This window comes from uncultured Marixanthomonas sp., assembly GCF_963974425.1.
In the GTDB taxonomy this organism is placed as follows: domain Bacteria; phylum Bacteroidota; class Bacteroidia; order Flavobacteriales; family Flavobacteriaceae; genus Marixanthomonas.
Genome location: NZ_CAXBCK010000030.1, coordinates 1 through 18,218, shown reverse-complemented (window position 1 = coordinate 18,218; position 18,218 = coordinate 1). Strand labels below are relative to the sequence as shown.

General features: G+C 34.7%; 12 protein-coding genes. 3 read left to right on the top strand and 9 right to left on the bottom strand.

The features are described from left to right. Positions 1-6: 6 nt before the first annotated feature. Genes AACZ92_RS10020 through AACZ92_RS10005 form a run of 4 tightly spaced genes read right to left on the bottom strand, consistent with a single transcriptional unit; the run spans position 7 to position 3,936 of the window. Positions 7-2,073 (bottom strand): flotillin family protein, encoded by a 2,067-nt coding sequence (locus AACZ92_RS10020; protein ID WP_339700589.1) that lies wholly within the window; start codon positions 2,071-2,073, stop codon positions 7-9. A 14-nt stretch (positions 2,074-2,087) separates the two neighbouring features. Next, a complete protein-coding gene (locus AACZ92_RS10015; protein ID WP_339700639.1) occupies positions 2,088-2,765 on the bottom strand; it encodes a hypothetical protein in 678 nt (225 codons plus the stop codon). A gap of 41 nt (positions 2,766-2,806) precedes the next feature. Continuing rightward, positions 2,807-3,529, bottom strand: a complete 723-nt coding sequence (locus AACZ92_RS10010) for a PspA/IM30 family protein (RefSeq protein WP_339700586.1) — start codon at positions 3,527-3,529, stop codon at positions 2,807-2,809. An 11-nt stretch (positions 3,530-3,540) separates the two neighbouring features. After that, positions 3,541-3,936, bottom strand: a complete 396-nt coding sequence (locus tag AACZ92_RS10005) for a molecular chaperone Tir (protein WP_339700583.1) — start codon at positions 3,934-3,936, stop codon at positions 3,541-3,543. A gap of 266 nt (positions 3,937-4,202) precedes the next feature. Between AACZ92_RS10005 and AACZ92_RS10000 the strand changes: the two genes are divergently transcribed. Continuing rightward, complete coding sequence (locus AACZ92_RS10000) at positions 4,203-4,958, top strand: helix-turn-helix transcriptional regulator (RefSeq protein ID WP_339700580.1); 756 nt, start codon at positions 4,203-4,205, stop codon at positions 4,956-4,958. Between the two features lie 8 nt (positions 4,959-4,966). Here AACZ92_RS10000 and AACZ92_RS09995 read toward each other — a convergent pair whose 3' ends face one another. Then, entirely contained in the window at positions 4,967-5,998 is a 1,032-nt protein-coding gene (locus AACZ92_RS09995) for a WYL domain-containing protein (protein ID WP_339700577.1), read from the bottom strand. Positions 5,999-6,173: 175 nt separating this feature from the next. Between AACZ92_RS09995 and AACZ92_RS09990 the strand changes: the two genes are divergently transcribed. Beyond that, on the top strand, positions 6,174-7,562 hold the full coding sequence (locus AACZ92_RS09990) for an RtcB family protein (RefSeq protein WP_339700574.1): 1,389 nt from the start codon (positions 6,174-6,176) through the stop codon (positions 7,560-7,562). A 389-nt stretch (positions 7,563-7,951) separates the two neighbouring features. Here AACZ92_RS09990 and AACZ92_RS09985 read toward each other — a convergent pair whose 3' ends face one another. From AACZ92_RS09985 to AACZ92_RS09975, 3 genes are all read right to left on the bottom strand, one after another. Beyond that, positions 7,952-11,908 carry a GEVED domain-containing protein gene (locus tag AACZ92_RS09985; protein WP_339700571.1) on the bottom strand — a complete coding sequence of 1,319 codons (3,957 nt, stop codon included), beginning with the start codon at positions 11,906-11,908 and terminating at the stop codon, positions 7,952-7,954. A 30-nt stretch (positions 11,909-11,938) separates the two neighbouring features. Beyond that, positions 11,939-14,563 carry a GEVED domain-containing protein gene (locus tag AACZ92_RS09980; protein ID WP_339700568.1) on the bottom strand — a complete coding sequence of 875 codons (2,625 nt, stop codon included), beginning with the start codon at positions 14,561-14,563 and terminating at the stop codon, positions 11,939-11,941. Between the two features lie 415 nt (positions 14,564-14,978). Continuing rightward, positions 14,979-16,421 carry a hypothetical protein gene (locus AACZ92_RS09975; RefSeq protein WP_339700565.1) on the bottom strand — a complete coding sequence of 481 codons (1,443 nt, stop codon included), beginning with the start codon at positions 16,419-16,421 and terminating at the stop codon, positions 14,979-14,981. A gap of 751 nt (positions 16,422-17,172) precedes the next feature. Here AACZ92_RS09975 and AACZ92_RS09970 point away from each other — a divergent pair. Beyond that, the gene (locus AACZ92_RS09970; protein WP_339700562.1) at positions 17,173-17,685 is read left to right on the top strand and encodes a YqiA/YcfP family alpha/beta fold hydrolase; all 513 of its coding nucleotides are present in this window, start codon (positions 17,173-17,175) and stop codon (positions 17,683-17,685) included. Positions 17,686-17,845: 160 nt separating this feature from the next. Here the strand turns inward: AACZ92_RS09970 and AACZ92_RS09965 are convergent. After that, the coding region (locus AACZ92_RS09965; RefSeq protein ID WP_339700559.1) for a GDSL-type esterase/lipase family protein at positions 17,846-18,218 on the bottom strand (373 nt) is incomplete at its 5' end.

Sequence of the window (18,218 nt, the reverse complement as noted above, 5' to 3'; positions counted from 1 at the left end):
GGGGTCTTATTTCAATTTGCTATTGGAGATACCCAATCCTTTTGCAAGGTTAGTCAAATTGGTCAACATGGTATGCTCTTCAGTATCATCAGACTTCTGTCTTAAACTCGACAAGAGGTTTGCGATGGTCAGGTTTTTGATATCTTCGGAAGAGATTCCGTATTTATCCGCAAACTCTCGAACTTTTTCTAACAAGTTTCCTTTTACGTCTTCGCTGCCTAAAATGGCATTTTTAACATCTTGAACATTGGTACTGTTTTCAACGAGTCGGTCATATCCTTTGGCCTTTGTAATCTGTCCGATTATCTGGTCGAAGAACATAGTTTCTCCACCTACAATATCAATCTTAGCAGCTTTTAATGCATCTCCGATAACTTGGGCCTGCGCATCTGCAATATCCTTTTGAATATTGATGTGTGCCAAATCTACTTGTAATTCTTTATCCAATCTCAATTTAAACTCTTCGTGTTCTTTTCCTACACCGTCTAGTTTCTTCATTGCATTGGCTTTCTCTTCAATTCCGGCAGCATCAGCAAGTGCTTTCTCTTTAATCACATCTGCTTCGGCAAGACCATCTTTACGTTTTGCTTCAGCTTTGGCTTGAATCCCTTCTGCTTCAGCTTTTGCTTTTTTCTCGATAATAGATGCCTCTACAATCCCTTGACGTTCGTTAGCATCTGCTTTTGCGTGCATTACTTGTGCTTCAGACAGACCTACAGTTGCTTCTTCTTTAGCTTGTGCTTCAGCCAATATCTTACGGGCTTCAGCTTGTTTCTCACTAGCTTCTTTATGTGCTAGTGCTTCAATATTAATTTCTTCGGCTTTTTGTTTGGCCGCTTCTTTTTGTGCTTCGGCAGCTTTAATAGTCTTAATAAGATCTTCTTGAGCAGAAGCTTCAGCAATAGTGATTTTCACCTGTTTCTCACGGTCTGCAGTTTTAAAGGCTTCAATGTCCTTCATATTTTCCTGCTCTTCAACCACTCCTTTTTCAAGTGTTACTCGGTCACGAATTACATCTTGAATATTCTTCTTCTCTACTTCAACTACCTTTTCTTTTTCAATTTGAGCTAAAGTAACCACTCGCTCTCGCTCTGTGGCTTCTAATAAACGGTCTTTTTCAACTCGTTCGGTCTCTACGGCATCAGTACGTTGCTTGTTCTTGAACGCAACGATTATTTGACGCTCCATGTTTTCTTCGGCAACTTTCACTTTTTCTAATGTTGCAATACGTGCTGTTTCAGATTTTAAGCGTTCTTCTTCAGAAACCTTTAATGTTTCAGCTTCTTCCCGAGCCGTTATATTTGCAATCTCTCGTTTTTGTTGCTCTTCTTTTTCAGCTAACTGCTTATCTAATTCCAAAATAGCCTCCCGAGCTTCCACATCTTGTTTACGGATGGTCTTTTCTTCATCTCGCTTGATTAAATTGGCTTTTACATTTTGTACAGCAGTCAACTCGGTAATTTTCTTAATCCCTTCCGCATCCAGGATATTATCTGCTTTTAAAGCTGTAACGGCTGTTTGTTCTAAGAAATCAATCGCACAATCCTCTAATGTATATCCATTAAGGTCTGTCCCGATAATATTTACAATCTCGTCACGAAATTCACGACGAGCTTCATATAATTCTATAAAATCGAATTTTTTACCAACGGTTTTTAAAGCTTCGGAAAATTTCGCCTCAAAAAGATCTTCTAAGGTTTCAATTCGCGATGCCCGATTTACACCAATAGTTTGAGCTACTTTTTTTATGTATTCTATATCGTTGTTTACACGAACAAAAAAGGCAACTTTGATATCTGCTCTCATATTATCCTTACAGATAAGCCCTTCGTGAGCGAGGCGTTCAATCTGAATTTTTTTGACCGAAACGTCCATAATTTCCACCTTGTGAAAAACAGGAACTACATATAATCCTTTGTCGGTTGCTACTTTAGTTCCGCCAAAACCAGTTCGGATAAGAGCTTGACCTTGAGCGACTTTTTTGTAAAACATCGCAATAATCGCAAAGTATACTATAATAAGGAACAGTAAAATACCTATTCCAATGCCAATAATTGGTAAAATTGATTCCATAAATGTTTGGGTGTTTAATCGTTATATGTTTGTACTAAAAAATAATTATGGTCTGAGGACCGTTTGATTATGAGTATACTACTTCCGTAGGGTAAGGGTTCACCTGTCAAGGATTTCACATAGACAGACATTGTATTCCCGTCTACTTTAATTTCAGCATTTCCCATTTTATCCTCAGAGATTGAAGAAAGTAATGTTCCTTTGCGCCCCAGATAATCAATAGGCGCATCTCCATCTTTGTTTAAATTCTTAAAGAAGCCTTTAAAAGGGTTGGTAACAATTTTATTAATAAATAAGGCTGGAAAAAATGCCAATAACATAATCACAAACCCAATAAAATTATCATATGTAAAAGTAATGGCTGTTGTTAAAACTGTTATGAACCACCAAATAAAAATCCAAAAGGTAAAGGTGAACATAAAGGGCAGTCCCACAAAGTTGAAATAGATTAGCAAAACCTGCCACCATTTTAAGGGTTTACGCCGTTTACCAACCACATCTTCTTGATTTACCTCAGCATTTGAGATGTCCTCAAAATCCATGCTCCCCCCTTCAATACCAGAATCTATATCTATATCGGCATCCACGTCCATGTCTACCTCTACATCAAAATCGAAATCAAAATCCAACCCTCCTATCATAGTGATAATCCAATAGATAATCAATAAAATAAGTAGGATGGTCAAGACCATATTGACTTCAGAAAAGAGTATATTCAAAAGGTTTGTCACCGTTATGCGTCTTTAGAGTTTGTATTGTTTAATCCTAATTGGTCTTTTAATCTAGCCAGTTCGTCATCAGCTTTTGCCTTTGAAGTATCTGCAGCTTTATCAATCTCTTCATCAACAGATTTTGACGCATTTGCAATATCTCCATAAGCTTCAGCAAGTGCCTCTTCCTGTGCTACTTTTTCTTTCATGCGCTCTAACATAGAAACTGTACCAGTGCTGTCAAGCTCTGCCATTTGTTTGTTCAAGTTTTTAGTAGCATTGCTTACTTTTACACGTGCTTTAAGTGTTTTCAGTTCATTTTCCCAATTACCAATGTTTATTTTAATACTCTGAACGTTCTTTTGTAATTGCGCTACATTGTTGTCAAACTTCTCAGATTCCTCTTTAGCTCGCAGTACTTGCTGCTCTGCTTTTTCTTTTTGAAGTAAGGCTTCTTTAGCTAATCGATCTGCCTCTGAAGCTTCAATTTCCTTACTATGCCCTTTTTTTAGAATAGTAATTGCCTTATTTTGATATTCATCGGCTTTGTTTTGGTGTTCATCCTGTTCATTTTTGGCACGAATTGCCAATGCTTTAACTTGCGCCAATGCTTCTAGACTTTTGTCCAGATCTTGTTTCATATCACGGATCCCTTGTTCGGTCATTTTAATTGGATCTTCCATGTTATCAATAGCCGAATTGGTTTCAGCCTGACCTATTTTAAATAATCGCTTAAATATATTCATAATGTTGAGTTTTAGTATTTAGAGAATTCAATGATCTGTTCTGAGTATTCGCTCATAAGCAAGCTTAATGAGTTTAGGCTACCTTCCAGTTCGTTCATATCTAGATTTTCAATTTGTAAAGTATCCCTAAAAATTACTTTTTCACCTGTTTCATCCAGAACAAAAGCACCGTGTATAATATCTCGATTCTTTTGCAGTAGACTTTTAAAAACCTTTTCAGATTGATTGTTAATCTTAAAAATAAACTGTTCTACAATCAAAATAGGAGGAGCTACACCTAAAATTAAGTTTCTTATTCCTGAGTTTTCTTTTTGAACTACAAGAACTCCATCCTCTATATTCTCTTGGGTTATATTGAAATTAAGTTCGAGTAAAAAGTCCCTCGTAATGTTGAAATGGCTTTTCATAATGTTGTGTTTCAGTTTAATTTAAAATTTTTAAAGAGGTTAATAATACGAATAAAAAAAATTCAAGACTACAAAAAAGTAATCGAGATTAACAAAATGCAAGAAATTAATACAGTCATAACAGTGAGTTTTAAAATATTACAGAATGGTATCGTTAAAAAGAAAAGCAATTGCTCAATAAATTAGCTAAATTCATTCCTTTTTGCTAATATTGTTAGACGAAGATACAATTATTATTTTAAATTGCAAATTAAATTAGCAAATTCATGTCTTTTTTTGGTAAAAACATTCGAAAAATAAGAAGTGTAAAAACGTTGAGTCAGCAATCTTTTGCTGAACTATTTGACTTAAAGCGTGGTACACTAGGGGCTTACGAAGAAGGTCGTAGTGAGCCAAAAATTGAAACCATAATTAAAATTGCTAATTATTTTAGCATCCCCATAGATGATTTGCTAACAAAAGAATTAACGGTCAATAAACTTTTAAAGTTTAAGGGAAATCTAACTACAAATCATAAAGACCTCAATAAGGAGGTACTTGCAAGCGTCCCTTGTATTACTCAAAAAAACAGCCAAGACTATATTGCCTTTTATGATAAAAATCCATTTGTCAATACAATGCCATGCTTGCAACTCCCTATCAATCCGGAAAAAACATTTAGAGGCTATACCGTTGAAAATTTAGAGATGAGCAAAAATGACAAAGGTCTTTTTCCTAAAGATGTAGTTATAGGAGAGTACGTTCCTAATAAAGTCTTTAAAAAGTTAAACAATGGAATTTTAGTTTTGGTCTTATTTGAAAATCAGCTAATCTTACGAAGGCTATACATCACTAGTCAAGAAATGGTACTAAGAGCAGACCATAAGAATGTTGAGGAAATCGCAATTCCCTTAAAAAAAATTAAGGAGTTATGGCGTATTCGCTATGTTTTTTACCACCGTATTCCCGACTTTCAAGACGGGATAGAAGAAAAATTACAATTCTTAGAACAGGAATTTGCAAAAATTAAATCTTCATTATAAATGCATTTTTATATTTTTAAAGGTTTTTCCTTATAATATAATCCTGCCGCCTTTTCCAGTTTTCGTTTTACATTTCTCCTGAGCAATCGAGGGGCTAATACTTCCAGACTTTCACCAAACCCAAGAAGTAAGCGCTCCAACTCATAGTTATGGTGCACCTCAATACTAAAAGTTATGCTGCCATCGGGATGTTCCTTAACAAGTTCTTGTGTAGTATGGAATGGTTTTGTTACAATATATGGGGCGTTTTTTTTATCTACTTTGAAAATTAATTCTTGAGGTTTTTGCTGATCAAAAACAGTAACGCCTATCGTGTTTTCATAATAAGAATCGGCATTAAAACCTATAGGTATGTATTCTGTTTCAAAGTCATAATCCACCCCCAGGATTCTATCCAGAGCAAACGTTAGAACTCTGCTACTCTCCGTTTTTCTACCTACTAAAAACCAACGATTATTAAATTCTTTTAACAAATGAGGATGAAAAATAATCTCAGAAGGACACTGAGCCTTGAAGGATTGATACATGATCTTTAAAACAACTTTCTTTAAAATGGCTTGATAGAGTTCATCTAGCAGCTCTAACCCTTTTAGGTCTGTGTTTTTGTCCAAATGAATAATTGCAGGCTTATTATTTTTCTCGGTAAAAATTTTATCCTCCAATTTATTAATGATTCCTTTAAACTCCTGTAATAATGAAAAGTCCTGAAATTGTTTGAGCATGTTCATTGTTTCAGTAAGGACATTCATGTCGTTTTCCGTTAGAGGAATATCTGTAATGGTATAATTGAAGTCACTATATCGATAATATTTTCGGTCATATACCTCTATAGGAGCACTATATCCTAATTTATCGCTACGCAACAATTGTATGTCTAATTGTATTGTCCGCTTGCTCACATTTATATCACGCCCCTCAAATTCATATAAAGCATCACTACAGGCTTGCATTAAATCTTTTAAAGCCCATTTACGATATCTATTTTGCAGACATTTATCTATGGTTTTGTAGCGTATAAGTGCATTTTTAGTTATAGCCATTGGTAAATTTTCGAGAAAAATAAAAGAAAAATTAAACTACGCAAAAAGATTGCGCAGTTATAATCAAATATTTGTATTGTTAATGGAAAAAAGGGACATTTAGGTATCACCCTTTTTTTAAGTAGTGCTCCGCTACACGAGGAGGTAGCGGAGCTTAATGATAAAAAGTAAAGATATGAAAACTAAAATTACAGGACACGACATTAAAGCTATGGGATTTCCGCCGGCAAAATGGTATCGAAAAGCTATTGATCACATTAATGACAACGAGCTTTCTAAAGAAGAAATTGAAACTTATTTAGAACAATTTAGACTTCCAGAACCTGTAGGGCTTTTAGAAACACCCGCACCTTACAGTTTAAATATTATGGCCGAAAATGAACTTGAGGAGGAAAATATCTCAAAAGTGAGATCCACCATGGATGAAGTAATGAAAACACCTACAGTTATAGGCGGTGCTGTGATGCCCGATGCCTGTCCTGCTGGACCTTTGGGCACAATTCCGGTAGGAGGTGTTGTTGCTACTAAAAATGCCATTCACCCAGGGATGCATAGTGCAGATATTTGTTGCTCAGTTATGTTGACAGATTTTGGTACGGCTAACCCTAAAGACGTCTTAGATGCTGCACATAAAAGCACACATTTTGGTCCAGGCGGAAGACCTCGAGGTCAGCAATTTAATTTGACAGAAGAACTCTTTGAGGAATTTAAGAGTAATGAATTTTTATTTGATAATAAATCAATTTCAATAGCTCGTGAACATTTAGGAACGCAAGGTGATGGCAATCATTTTCTATTTGTTGGAAAATCAGCCAAAACTGGAAATACTATGATGATAACCCATCACGGTTCAAGAGGGCCTGGAGCTAGATTGTATTCAAAGGGTATGAATATAGCAGAACGATTTCGAAAATTGCTATCTTCTAATACTTTAAAACAAAATGCTTGGATCCCGTTTGATACTGAAGAAGGTCAAGATTATTGGAGTGCCTTACAAACAATCCGTAAGTGGACAAAACTCAACCACAAGTTAATTCACGAAGGAGTTGCTGAAAAGTTGAATATCAACATTGAGAACCGATTTTGGAATGAGCATAATTTTGTATTTAAAGATGGTGATATTTTCTACCACGCAAAAGGTGCTACTCCATTAGATGCTAAGTTTATGCCAGATATTACCGGGCCTCGATTAATACCATTGAATATGTCTGAACCAGTATTGATTGTTGAAGGAAATACAACAAAAAACAATTTAGGTTTTGCCCCTCATGGCGCAGGTCGCAACATGAGTCGTACTCAGCATAAACGCAATTTAGCTGAAAGAAGCAATCTTGACATTTTTAAAGAAGAAACTGAAGGCTTAGACATTCGCTTTTTCTCTAAAGAGATTGACATTTCCGAATTACCAAGTGCCTATAAACCTGCTTCCACTGTTCGTGCACAAATGGAAACATATAATTTAGGAACAGTCTTAGATGAAATATTGCCCTATGGATGCATTATGGCAGGTGACTGGCAAAAAAATGCACCTTGGAGAAAAAGAAAAAAAAGACATCGCAACTAATAAGATGGTACTATATGGCGGGTTTTTAATGTTATTTTGTAAGAGTTTTTTGATTTTGATTTTTATAGTTTTTAAAAAAAATTATAAACTTTGAAAATTTACCTTTTCAGGGAGCCCCAGTAAAAGGGTTTTCACCCCTTTTATTTATAGCACCTGTAGCAGCTAATCTCTAAAGGCTTCACTTTTCGACTACCAAGTCAATGCGAAAACCTTGTAAACAAAATGTTCATAAGGTTTTATTTTTATAAACAATTACCCTGCAATAATAGGTAACTTTAAACATAATGGAAATTGTATGTTCATTGACTCATTTGGCCTCTAACTTTACTCTAAAACATAAGCCCACGCTAACTAGCGTGGGCTTATTAAAAAAACTACTACAACTCAAATTACTCTCTTAAAAATCTTTTAGTCACAAAACCATCTGCTGTATATATTGAAACAAAGTATAAAGCACTATCCAGTTTAGAGACATCGATTATCCCATTATTTTGCTTATTTAATTGTTTTTCTAATATTTTTCTACCACGTATATCATACACTATCGCCCTAGTAATAGGTGAGTTATAAGATATAATATTTAAATTATTATTAGCTGGATTAGGGTAAATGGCAAAAGCGTTTTCGTTAAAACTATCTGTAATTAATACACCTTCTACAGTTATAGTAAATTCGCACGTATTAATAACTTCACCTTCATGTTCAAGATTATAGACTACATTTGTCACTCCTACAGGAAATTCTGAACCAGAAGGCAAACCTTCAACTAATTCTAAAACTACTCCATCTGAGTTATCACAGCTAAATGAAACCTCATAATCTATTGCCGTACTGGTTTGTCCCATCGGAATTTCAGCAGTAATGTCTTCAGGACACGCTATTTCACAAACAGGAAGCGGAGTATTCCGTACAATAACTGTATAATCCTCAGCCTGACCGTAATAATATGTACCACAAGCTTCTAATGGGGCACCATCTGCTCTGCTAATAATTCTCATTCTTGTTGTACCTACTACTGCAGTTTCTGGTACTTCAATAGTTCCAAAGGCTAATTGTCCTTCATCTCCTCCTGGTATTGAATCTACACAATCTATTTGATATACTTCTCCTGCATCATCTAGAATTCCGTTTTGATTCCAGTCAATAAAAGCTGCAAAACAAAGGTCCCATATTGGGTTTCCTTGAACGGTTATATCATACGTTTCGCCTGTAAGTACATTCGCTTCTATATCTAAAAAAGATTCATAAGCAGGAGCAGTAAACGGGTCTGAAGGAGAACTATTATCTATATCTGCAAATATCACTCGGGTTGTTGGTGCTTTAAGAGAAATATCGGGCAGACAATATTCAAAAACATTAATTGTATAATCCTCTGATTGCCCGAAAGTATACTCCCCACAAGGGGCTAGGGGATAATCATTTGCACTCGCAATTAATTTCATACGGGTTTCACCTAATAATGCATCTGTATCTACTTGAATTCTTTTAACTAATTCTACTCCATCTGTACCTGTAGAGTTTGTAATGGTGCCAAGCTCATATACTTCACCGGCATCATCTAATACTCCATTTTGATTCCAATCGAAAAAAGCGGTATAGTAATTTGTAGTATCGCCATTAGTAAATCCTTCTAATTTAATAATGTACTCATTCCCTTGTTCTACAGTGCCGTCAATCTCAATAAACATTTCTTGAGCTGAAGAAGTAGTTGCAGCAGATGATAAATTAGCGATACCTGCAAATGTAACATTTGTAATAGGCGTTACAGTGTCTGAAATACTAATTTCGCAATATGGATTCTCGTACTCAGAAACATTTAATACGTAATCTTCAGCCTGTCCGAAAGCAATTGCAAGACATGGATCTATAGGGTAATCAAGGTGCCATTTAATAATTCTAACTCTCGTAATTCCTATTGGCGCTTCAAATGGAACATCGATAGTTCTTATTGCCTGTTGACCATCTTCACCTGTAGAATTAGTAATGGTGCCAATTTCGTAAATTTCACCTGCATCATCCAAAACGCCGTTTTGATTCCAATCTATAAAGGCTGTAAAATACTGGCTTTCCGTTCCGTTAGTATTTCCTTCTACTGTTAGTGTATATGCAAAGCCCTGTTCTACATTTCCTTCCATATTTAAAAAATATTCATGGGCTGGAGATGATATATCTGCTGAGGTTGTGTTATCAATACCTGCGAACAAAACCTTGGTAATAGGTTCTACAGTAATACTTACTGGCACTTCACAATAAGTATCCTGAAATTCATGAACAACGAGTGTATAATCCTCTATTTGTCCAATCTCAATGGAAGCACAGGGATCTAATGAATATGCTCCTTGAACTTTATTTATTCTCACACGTGTATTGCCAGTAATAGCATGGAAAGGCACCGAAATAGTACCCGTTAAAACTTGACCATCACTACCTGTTGAGTTTGTAATAGTGCCTATTTCATATACTTCCCCTACATCATCCAAAATTCCGTTTTGATTCCAGTCGATAAATGCTGTATAATAATCACTAAAATCTCCATTTGTATTTCCTTCTAAAGAAATTTCATATTCATTATTCTGAGTAACATTTCCCTCGAAATTTAAATAGTATTCATGGGCTGGGGCAGTAATATCTGCTGAAGTAGTGTTTTGTATATCAGCAAATGAAACGTTAGTAATGGGTGTAACTTGACTATTTACTGCTACCTCGCAATACTCATCTACAATTGTAATATCACCACTACAATTTCCTATAATCTGAAAAACACCATCAGAACCTGAAACATTTGGAGTCCAAGTAACACCTTCATCTACCGATAAATGAGTGGGAGCGGTTGTTCCGTTAGATTTTATTTCCCAAAAATTAAACCCTACGTTATCTGTTCCCATCGTAACAAAAAGACCAAGCCAAAATTTTGATCCGCCTGCGGCACCTTCTAAGGTTACTGTAGTAGGTAGGTCTAACTCTACTTCGTACCAAGGATAGTTAAAATTATTACTTACTATTGTTTGTGATGTTGGTACAACATCATCAAAAGATGTAATAAGATTTCCCGGTTTACCATTGTTATCTTCATAAATAAAAATATCGGCTACATCAATGTTATAAACGATATTCGGAATTATTTTAGAAATCTCTATACTGGCACCTTCTGCAATGTCAAAATCATTGGCCATATACTTGTCATTCAAGCCTAATTCTGCATTCTCAAAGTTATTTCCTTCTTCCACTATTTCACATGGTTCTGGTGGATCAACTACGACGTTACAAGCTCCCAAAATCTTAAATACTCCATCAGCTCCTGAGGGATTAGGACTCCAGGTAGCACCTTGATCGGTTGATGAATGAATGGCTGCTGTTGTTCCAGTAGATTTTATCTCCCAATAATTATTAGCCTGATTATCCGTCCCCATCGTGGTAGTTAGACCGATCCAATATTTTGACCCTCCTGCTTGTCCTTCTAGAGATACGGGACTAGGAAGTTCTAATTCAACTTCATACCACGAATAACCATATTTTGTACTTACTTCAGTTTGAGATAGTGGTGTAACATCAGTATAAGAGGTTACAAGAGTTCCAGGTTGTCCATTATTATCTTCATATATAAAAATATCCGCTACATCAATATTATAAACGATGTTTGGAATAATTTTAGATACCTGAATAATAGCCCCTTCTTCAATATCAAAGTCATTTGCTATATACTTGTAAGTTAAGCCAAGTTCTGCATTTTCAAAATTGTTACCACCTTCTACAATTTCACAAGGCTCCGTTGCAACTGCCGCCTCACATACTCCAATTAGCTGGAAAACACCGTCAAATCCAGATGAACTAGGCGTCCAAGTTACGCCTTGATCCAGTGATGTGTGCATCACGTCCGTAGAACCATTTGACTTTACTTCCCAAAAATTACTAGATGCATCGGTTCCAAAAGCTACAATAAGGCCTACCCAATATTTCGAACCTCCAGTAGCACCAACTAAAGTTAAGGGTGTGGGAAAATCTAATTCTACTTCATACCAAGGAAGGTTAAAATTACTACTTACTTGTGTTTGCGAAGAAGGGACCACATTATTAAAAGTTGTTACAATATTTCCGGGTTGCCCATTGTTGTCTTCATAAATAAAAATATCTGCTGTTGCAATATTGTTAACGATAGTAGGAATTATTTTTTCTATAGTCATTGTTGTTCCTTCTGCAATGTCAAAATCATTGGCAATATATTTTACATGTAAGCCAAATTCTGCATTTTCAAAGTTATTTCCAGAATAATCTATCTCGCACTGTGTTTGTTGTCCAAAACCTAAGAAAGGTAATGCTAGTGCAAAAATTAAATAAAAAAGTTTCATAAAAATTATATGGTTTAAGGTTAGTTAGTTTTACTCTTTAGTAATTTTAATCGTATGTACTTCTTGATCTGATATCACTTTGGCTAAATAAATTCCACTAGATAAGAAGGATAAATCCTTTTGAATTTTATTTGTTTTTTGCATAGCATTATATACCACCTTTCCGGAGATATCATAGATTGTAACTTTAGAGAACTGCATATCACTCTCTATATTCAATATATCCTTAACAGGGTTTGGGTAATAACTAATAGTATGGTTTTTATAATCTACAGTACTTAATTCAGCCATTACATTAATTGAATAATCTTCTACTTGACCATAACCATAGTTAGCACAAGGATCTGTTGGAGATTCATTATATCCTTTAAGCACCCTCATAACTGTTGATCCTAAAAGGGCATCTATAGGCACAGTAATAGTTCCTAGTAACTGTTTGCCATCAGTACCTGTGGAGTTAAATATGGATCCAATTTCGAACATTTCACCTGAATCAGTAAATACATCATTTTGATTCCAATCAATAAAAACAGTAAAGAAATTTTCCCAGGCTCCATCAGATCCAGTAAAACCTTCTAATGTGATATCATAGGTATCACCTTGATTCATAGTTCCTATGATATCAGTAAAAACTTCATGGGGAGGGGAGGTAGTAGCTACATTACTTCTATGAGAGATACCTGCTATTTCAACATTTGTAATGGGTTCAACGTAAACAAAGTTTAATGGACTGCAATAAGGTGTATAATCCCAACAGCTTAAAGAGAGACCAAAATTCCCCTCATCACTATCAGAGCCCTCTATCATAATATAATAGGTTTTTACGCCATCCGAATAAAAAGTTAACTGAGAGAAAAGACCACAACTATCATCTACAAACGCAACTTCATTTGTAAGCTCTATAGAATCATACACTCTAATTTCGGTATCATAACCAGTAAATATACTGCAAAGCGAAACGGTTATATCTTCTTCAACACCATTACCTGTATAGCTATAAAACACATCTCCAGAAGGATTCCCGGCGGTATTACTTACAGTAACTGTATTACCCAGTACCCTATCACCACAAACCAATGGAAGAGCTTGAGAAGGCTCTTCGTTTTCAAATGTAATTTCTGAACAACTTGAATATAATGTAAAATCTCCTAAGTCATTACTACCGCCTCCTTCTATCATTATGTAATAAGTAGATGTACCATCTGAAATGAAGTCGACTACAGATCGAGCATAACAAAAATTATTATTGGAAGCAATTTCATTAGATAAGGAACAATCTGAAAAAACTCTAATTTGGGTATCATACGCTGTTCCATTACATAAAGAGAGAGAAATATTCTCAGGCTGTCCAGTGCCAGTATAACTATAAAATACATCCGGTGACGAATTTCCTCCAAAATCATCAGCACCCACTGTAGTGCCTAACACGTTATCACCACAAACAATTGGCAAAGCACTTGAACAGGCATTGTTAGGCAAATCTTGAATTTGATCTCCTAGACAAGTTCCTATTAATTCATAAACATATTCAACCTCTGTAGGACGCCATTGATTTGAATTGTCATTAAAAAAATATCCAAAATTACCAAGTGTTGAAAAGGTTGTATTATTCCAGCCAGTAGCATCAGATAGTACTTCCATCCAGAATTTTTTTCCCGATAATTCACCTTCAAATAGTACATTTTCTGATGACAGATCCAAAGTATAAACATAATGATCATACATACTTCCTTGGCCAATAAAGTCTTCTTCTATAATGGCAACATCTGTAAGAGTTATAAGTGAAGATCCAGGTACGCCATTCTCATTGGCATAAAAAACAAGATCGAATGTTGTAGCTTGACCTAACGTTTGAATTTTTAAGCTTTGTACTTCAAAACTACTTTCTGCTAGTATATCAATATCAACCGCTAATTTTTGATTGGTTTCGCCCATAAAAAAATGACCATTCCCGTTTTGGCTTGCAGGGACCAACTGCGAGCAATCTTCTGGTAAAATAGGAATTTCGTCTACCACCTGTAAGGTATAATCCTCAGCTTCTCCACTACTATACACAATACAAGGGTCTGGATTGGGATTGTTCCATTGCATAATAACTCGCATTCTGGTTTCGCCAAGTATAGCATCTTGAGGTATTTCTATTTCTTTAGTATGGGGACCGTTGTGATGAACAGATGCCGCAATGGTATAAATTTCTCCAGCATCATCTAATACCCCGTTTTGATTCCAATCTATATAAGCAAATACATATTGTGACGAAAGTGCATGAGTTCTAACCGAAATTGTATAAGTATCTCCAGTTTTTACAAGACCTACTTGATCTGTATAATCACGTAATCCTATTTCACATTCACTATCATTATTAATCCCTGAAAAAATGACTTTTTCTATATAATCTGAACAGCTACTAAAAGCAGGTTCACAATAAACAGTATTAGTTTGTTTTGTATGGGTAATAGATTGATGTGAACCAGTTGATTTTTTATTAATTCCTATATGTGTATCTTCAAAATTAATAGTAGAGGAAGGTGTACCTGCTGTTTGCGGGTAAGGAGTGTAAATCCTAGCATCTAATGTATTTGGTTGTTGACTATGTACGCTAATTGATATTAATATTCCAAAAAATAATAATGGAATTTTGTACTTTTTTTTCATAAGTTCCTTTTTAGTTAGTTATAAGAGTTGCTCTAAAAAAAATAGAGTTGACAATTATAAACGGATTGATCTTTTACACCAAAAAACCACATACTCAAAAGGTACTTTGTTCTTAGTTTTTAACTTTTAAAGCCGTCTCAAAAAGATATAAACTATTGATTATAAGCACAAAACCTTAAAATCAAATAATGAGGTTGATTGAGTATCAATTAAAAAAGAATTGAAAAACCAGTGATGATATGTGTAGATAAAAGGCAGGGTTAACTAGAAAAAAGCAAATAAAGCTACTAGAAAACATCAGAGTAAAGACTAAAAATTCTTGTCTTACTTTGTAGTGCTAATCAAACTTACCTTCATACATGTAAGATTGTATTTTTTTAGTAAATAAAATTAAAAGGCAGGAATGGGTATGCATTTAGATTCCGTGAATCCAATTATAAATATCGATATTATTAGGAATATTTAATTTTTTTCTAATCTGATATTTTTTATTCTGAACAGTTCGTGGTTGAAGTACTTTATATTGGGCTATTTGTTTAGTGGTAAGGTTCAATTTTAAAAGCGCACAAAATTCAACCTCTCCTTTTGCGAGGTTATGGTTTATTTTTAATAAATTATTTGTGAAATGAGGAAATGCATCATTAAAACTTACCATAAAAGCAGGGTCATCCTTTTTAACCAATTCTATAACTTCATTATAAATAGCTAGTTTATCCTCTTCAACAATTTCATTATCTTCTAAATAGTCCTTACTTAATTGTTCGTATTTGGCATGTATTTTATTTCTATACAGTATGATTGCAAGTACTATAATCACCATCGATATTCCAATAATAATGAGAATCCATTTTGAAAAAGCCTTCTTATTCTGGTTATCAATTTCACTTTGTTTCAACTTTCTTTTCTCAATAATTTGATGTAAGGATTTGTTTTTAGCTTCAATTTGTTCAAGTTTTAAAGATTGAAGTCTACCCCTATACTTTTTTAAAAGCGCATCATCTCCTTTTTCAACAGCAACCTCAATAAGTGTGCTATAGGTTTCTTTGAGGTTGACATTCTCCCCAATTTCTATTGCTAATGCCTCAGACTTGTTAAGAAATTCAGTGGCTTTATCATATTCTTTTTTTTGTGCATAAACTTTACCTAATGAAAGGTAATTGCGCAACATAATTACATCATTCTGTTCTAAACCTTTAGGTTGCAATGAAATTGATTTCCGAGCATGATAGGCAGAGGAATCTTGATTATAGCCCATGTAATAAATACCAAGATTAGAATGGTATAAGTAATTTAAGTAATTGCGATAGTCCCCTTCTGGAACTTTATTAAACTCCTCACCACCCCGCTTCATCATTTTTACTGCAATACGTGGCTGGTTTAATTGAGAATAAGTATTAGCAAAACTGATATAAATATTAGATTTAGTATTTATAATCTTCACATCTTGTCCATCTTCACCTTCAAGTAGTTGCAGTGCATTTTCCAATTCTATTAAGGCATCTTCATATAAACTATTAAACTTTAATGATTCTGCTAAATACATTTTAGATATGGACTGCATACGAGTTTCATCATATTCTTTTGCTTTTTGATAGAGAATATCCGAAGCTTTCACCAATCCAAAAGCATCTTCTTTCTGAAAATAATACCTGCAAGTATTTGCAAGTAAAAGTATTTCGGCTTTGGTATCTTTTACACGAAGCGCTTCTTTTAAAAGCTCTTCCATATCAACTTTAGCTCCTTCTAAGTCCGTCAACATCAACTTTTGATTTTCTTTTACTCTATCCTGTAAGGAAATTGTATCATTGGTATTAGCTTTAAAAATTTGTGTATAACTAGAGCCGTTACTAAACAGCATAATGAAGCAGGTAAAAAACGTTAAATTAAATTGCATTATGAGGTTTGGAGAATTAATGATAATTCGTTAAATATAATACAATTAATTATATTAGTTTGAGGTTTTATAGTGTCTCAACTATACTTTTCTATATTTTCAAGTTCCTGTATTTTTATCAATTTTGACAGTTACAACTGTAGTACTCTTATACAGAAGTTATTGAAGTTTTAAGGTGTTTTATTTTAGTCTCTGTACTCTATTCCTCAGAATAAAAAAGCAAGTGTACGTTAATTTGCACGAGGCTTATTAACTAAAATAAGATCTAACTTAATTTAACTCTTCTATCTTTTTTTACACATACCTATTTACTGTTTAATCCAAGATTAAGTATAGTGCTTTGAAATAATATCGGTATGCCTGTGCTTCTACTATCTGTGTAGAAACACGCGACATAACTTCATATTCAAAAGGAAAAACTTAAACAATATTTTCTTTTACAGTCCTTTATTTGCATTTGGCTGAATAACTCCCCCCTATCTAAACACGTTTCGTGCAAGTGCTTTAATTTGCTATGTTTAAAATAAAATCATTTGAAGAAAGTGTTATATTTAACAACTATCCCCTATGGTAACATTTCTAGTTAAGAGCATCATAAGGGAAAGAATGTTTGAGAAAAATCAACTTATTTTTATAAATCTTTGATGTTTTTGGTGCTTTTACACCTTGTGCATTTTGAAAGTTTCCAATGTAATTCTATTTTAAACCAACCCCTATGCATATACTCTACCTCCACGGCCTCGATGGCAGCTTAAGTGCAGAAAAACGTACTATTTTAGAAGAATATGGAACCGTCTATGCTCCTTCGATAGCGTATCGCCATAGCCCAAACACTATTGAACAGTTACTCACAACTTATACAGACCACGATCCAGAAATCGATGTAGTAATCGGTAGCAGCATGGGTGGGTTTGCCGCATATTATGTTTCTGATGTGCTAAACCAACCCGCTTTGTTATTCAACCCGGCTCTTGCTTATCGTTCAGTAGAACAAGAAGTACCTCAAAATATCGCTGCTTCCTTGAACTTTAAATATATAGTTGTGGGTGGAAAAGATGAGGTAATTGCCCCAAATAGTACAGTAGCGTTTTTAAAAAACTCCTCGTTCTCTAGTAGTCCCAAATATCATCTCGACATCCGCTTTCAACTAGGACACCGAATTCCAGTAGACTATTTTGAAGAAGTAGTGGAAGCTTTTTTTTTAGAACTATATCAGCTAGAGAGTTAATTGATTTTTGCTAAGTGTTTTCGATACAAATTCACTCAATCACCTAATTCAGGTCTCTGAGTGCTCCGACGTAGGAGGAGTCTATCGAAGACACCGTATTCGTAAATCGCTACCAAACTTCCAAAGCGGTACGCTAACTGATGGCGTTATAGAGCTGTTTTTAGCTTTTAACCATCGGTTTTAAGGTCTCCCATACTGTATTCGCAACTATTTGATGTCCTTCAACGGTTGGATGAATGCCATCAGCTTGGTTCAGTGTCGCAATCCCACCAACATCTTTTAAAATAAAAGGGATGAACGCAAGATCATTTTTTTCAGCTAAGTCTACATAAAGCTGTTTAAATTCCTGTGTATATTCTTGTCCCATATTTGGAGGTAATTGCATACCGGCAAGGATAATTTTCGTCTCTGGACTTTTTTCTCGTACCGTATTTATTATTTCTTGAAGATTAGACCGTGTTTCAGATAAAGGCACACCTCGTAAGCCATCGTTGGCACCTAATTCCAACACAAAAATAGTGGGATTCTGTTTT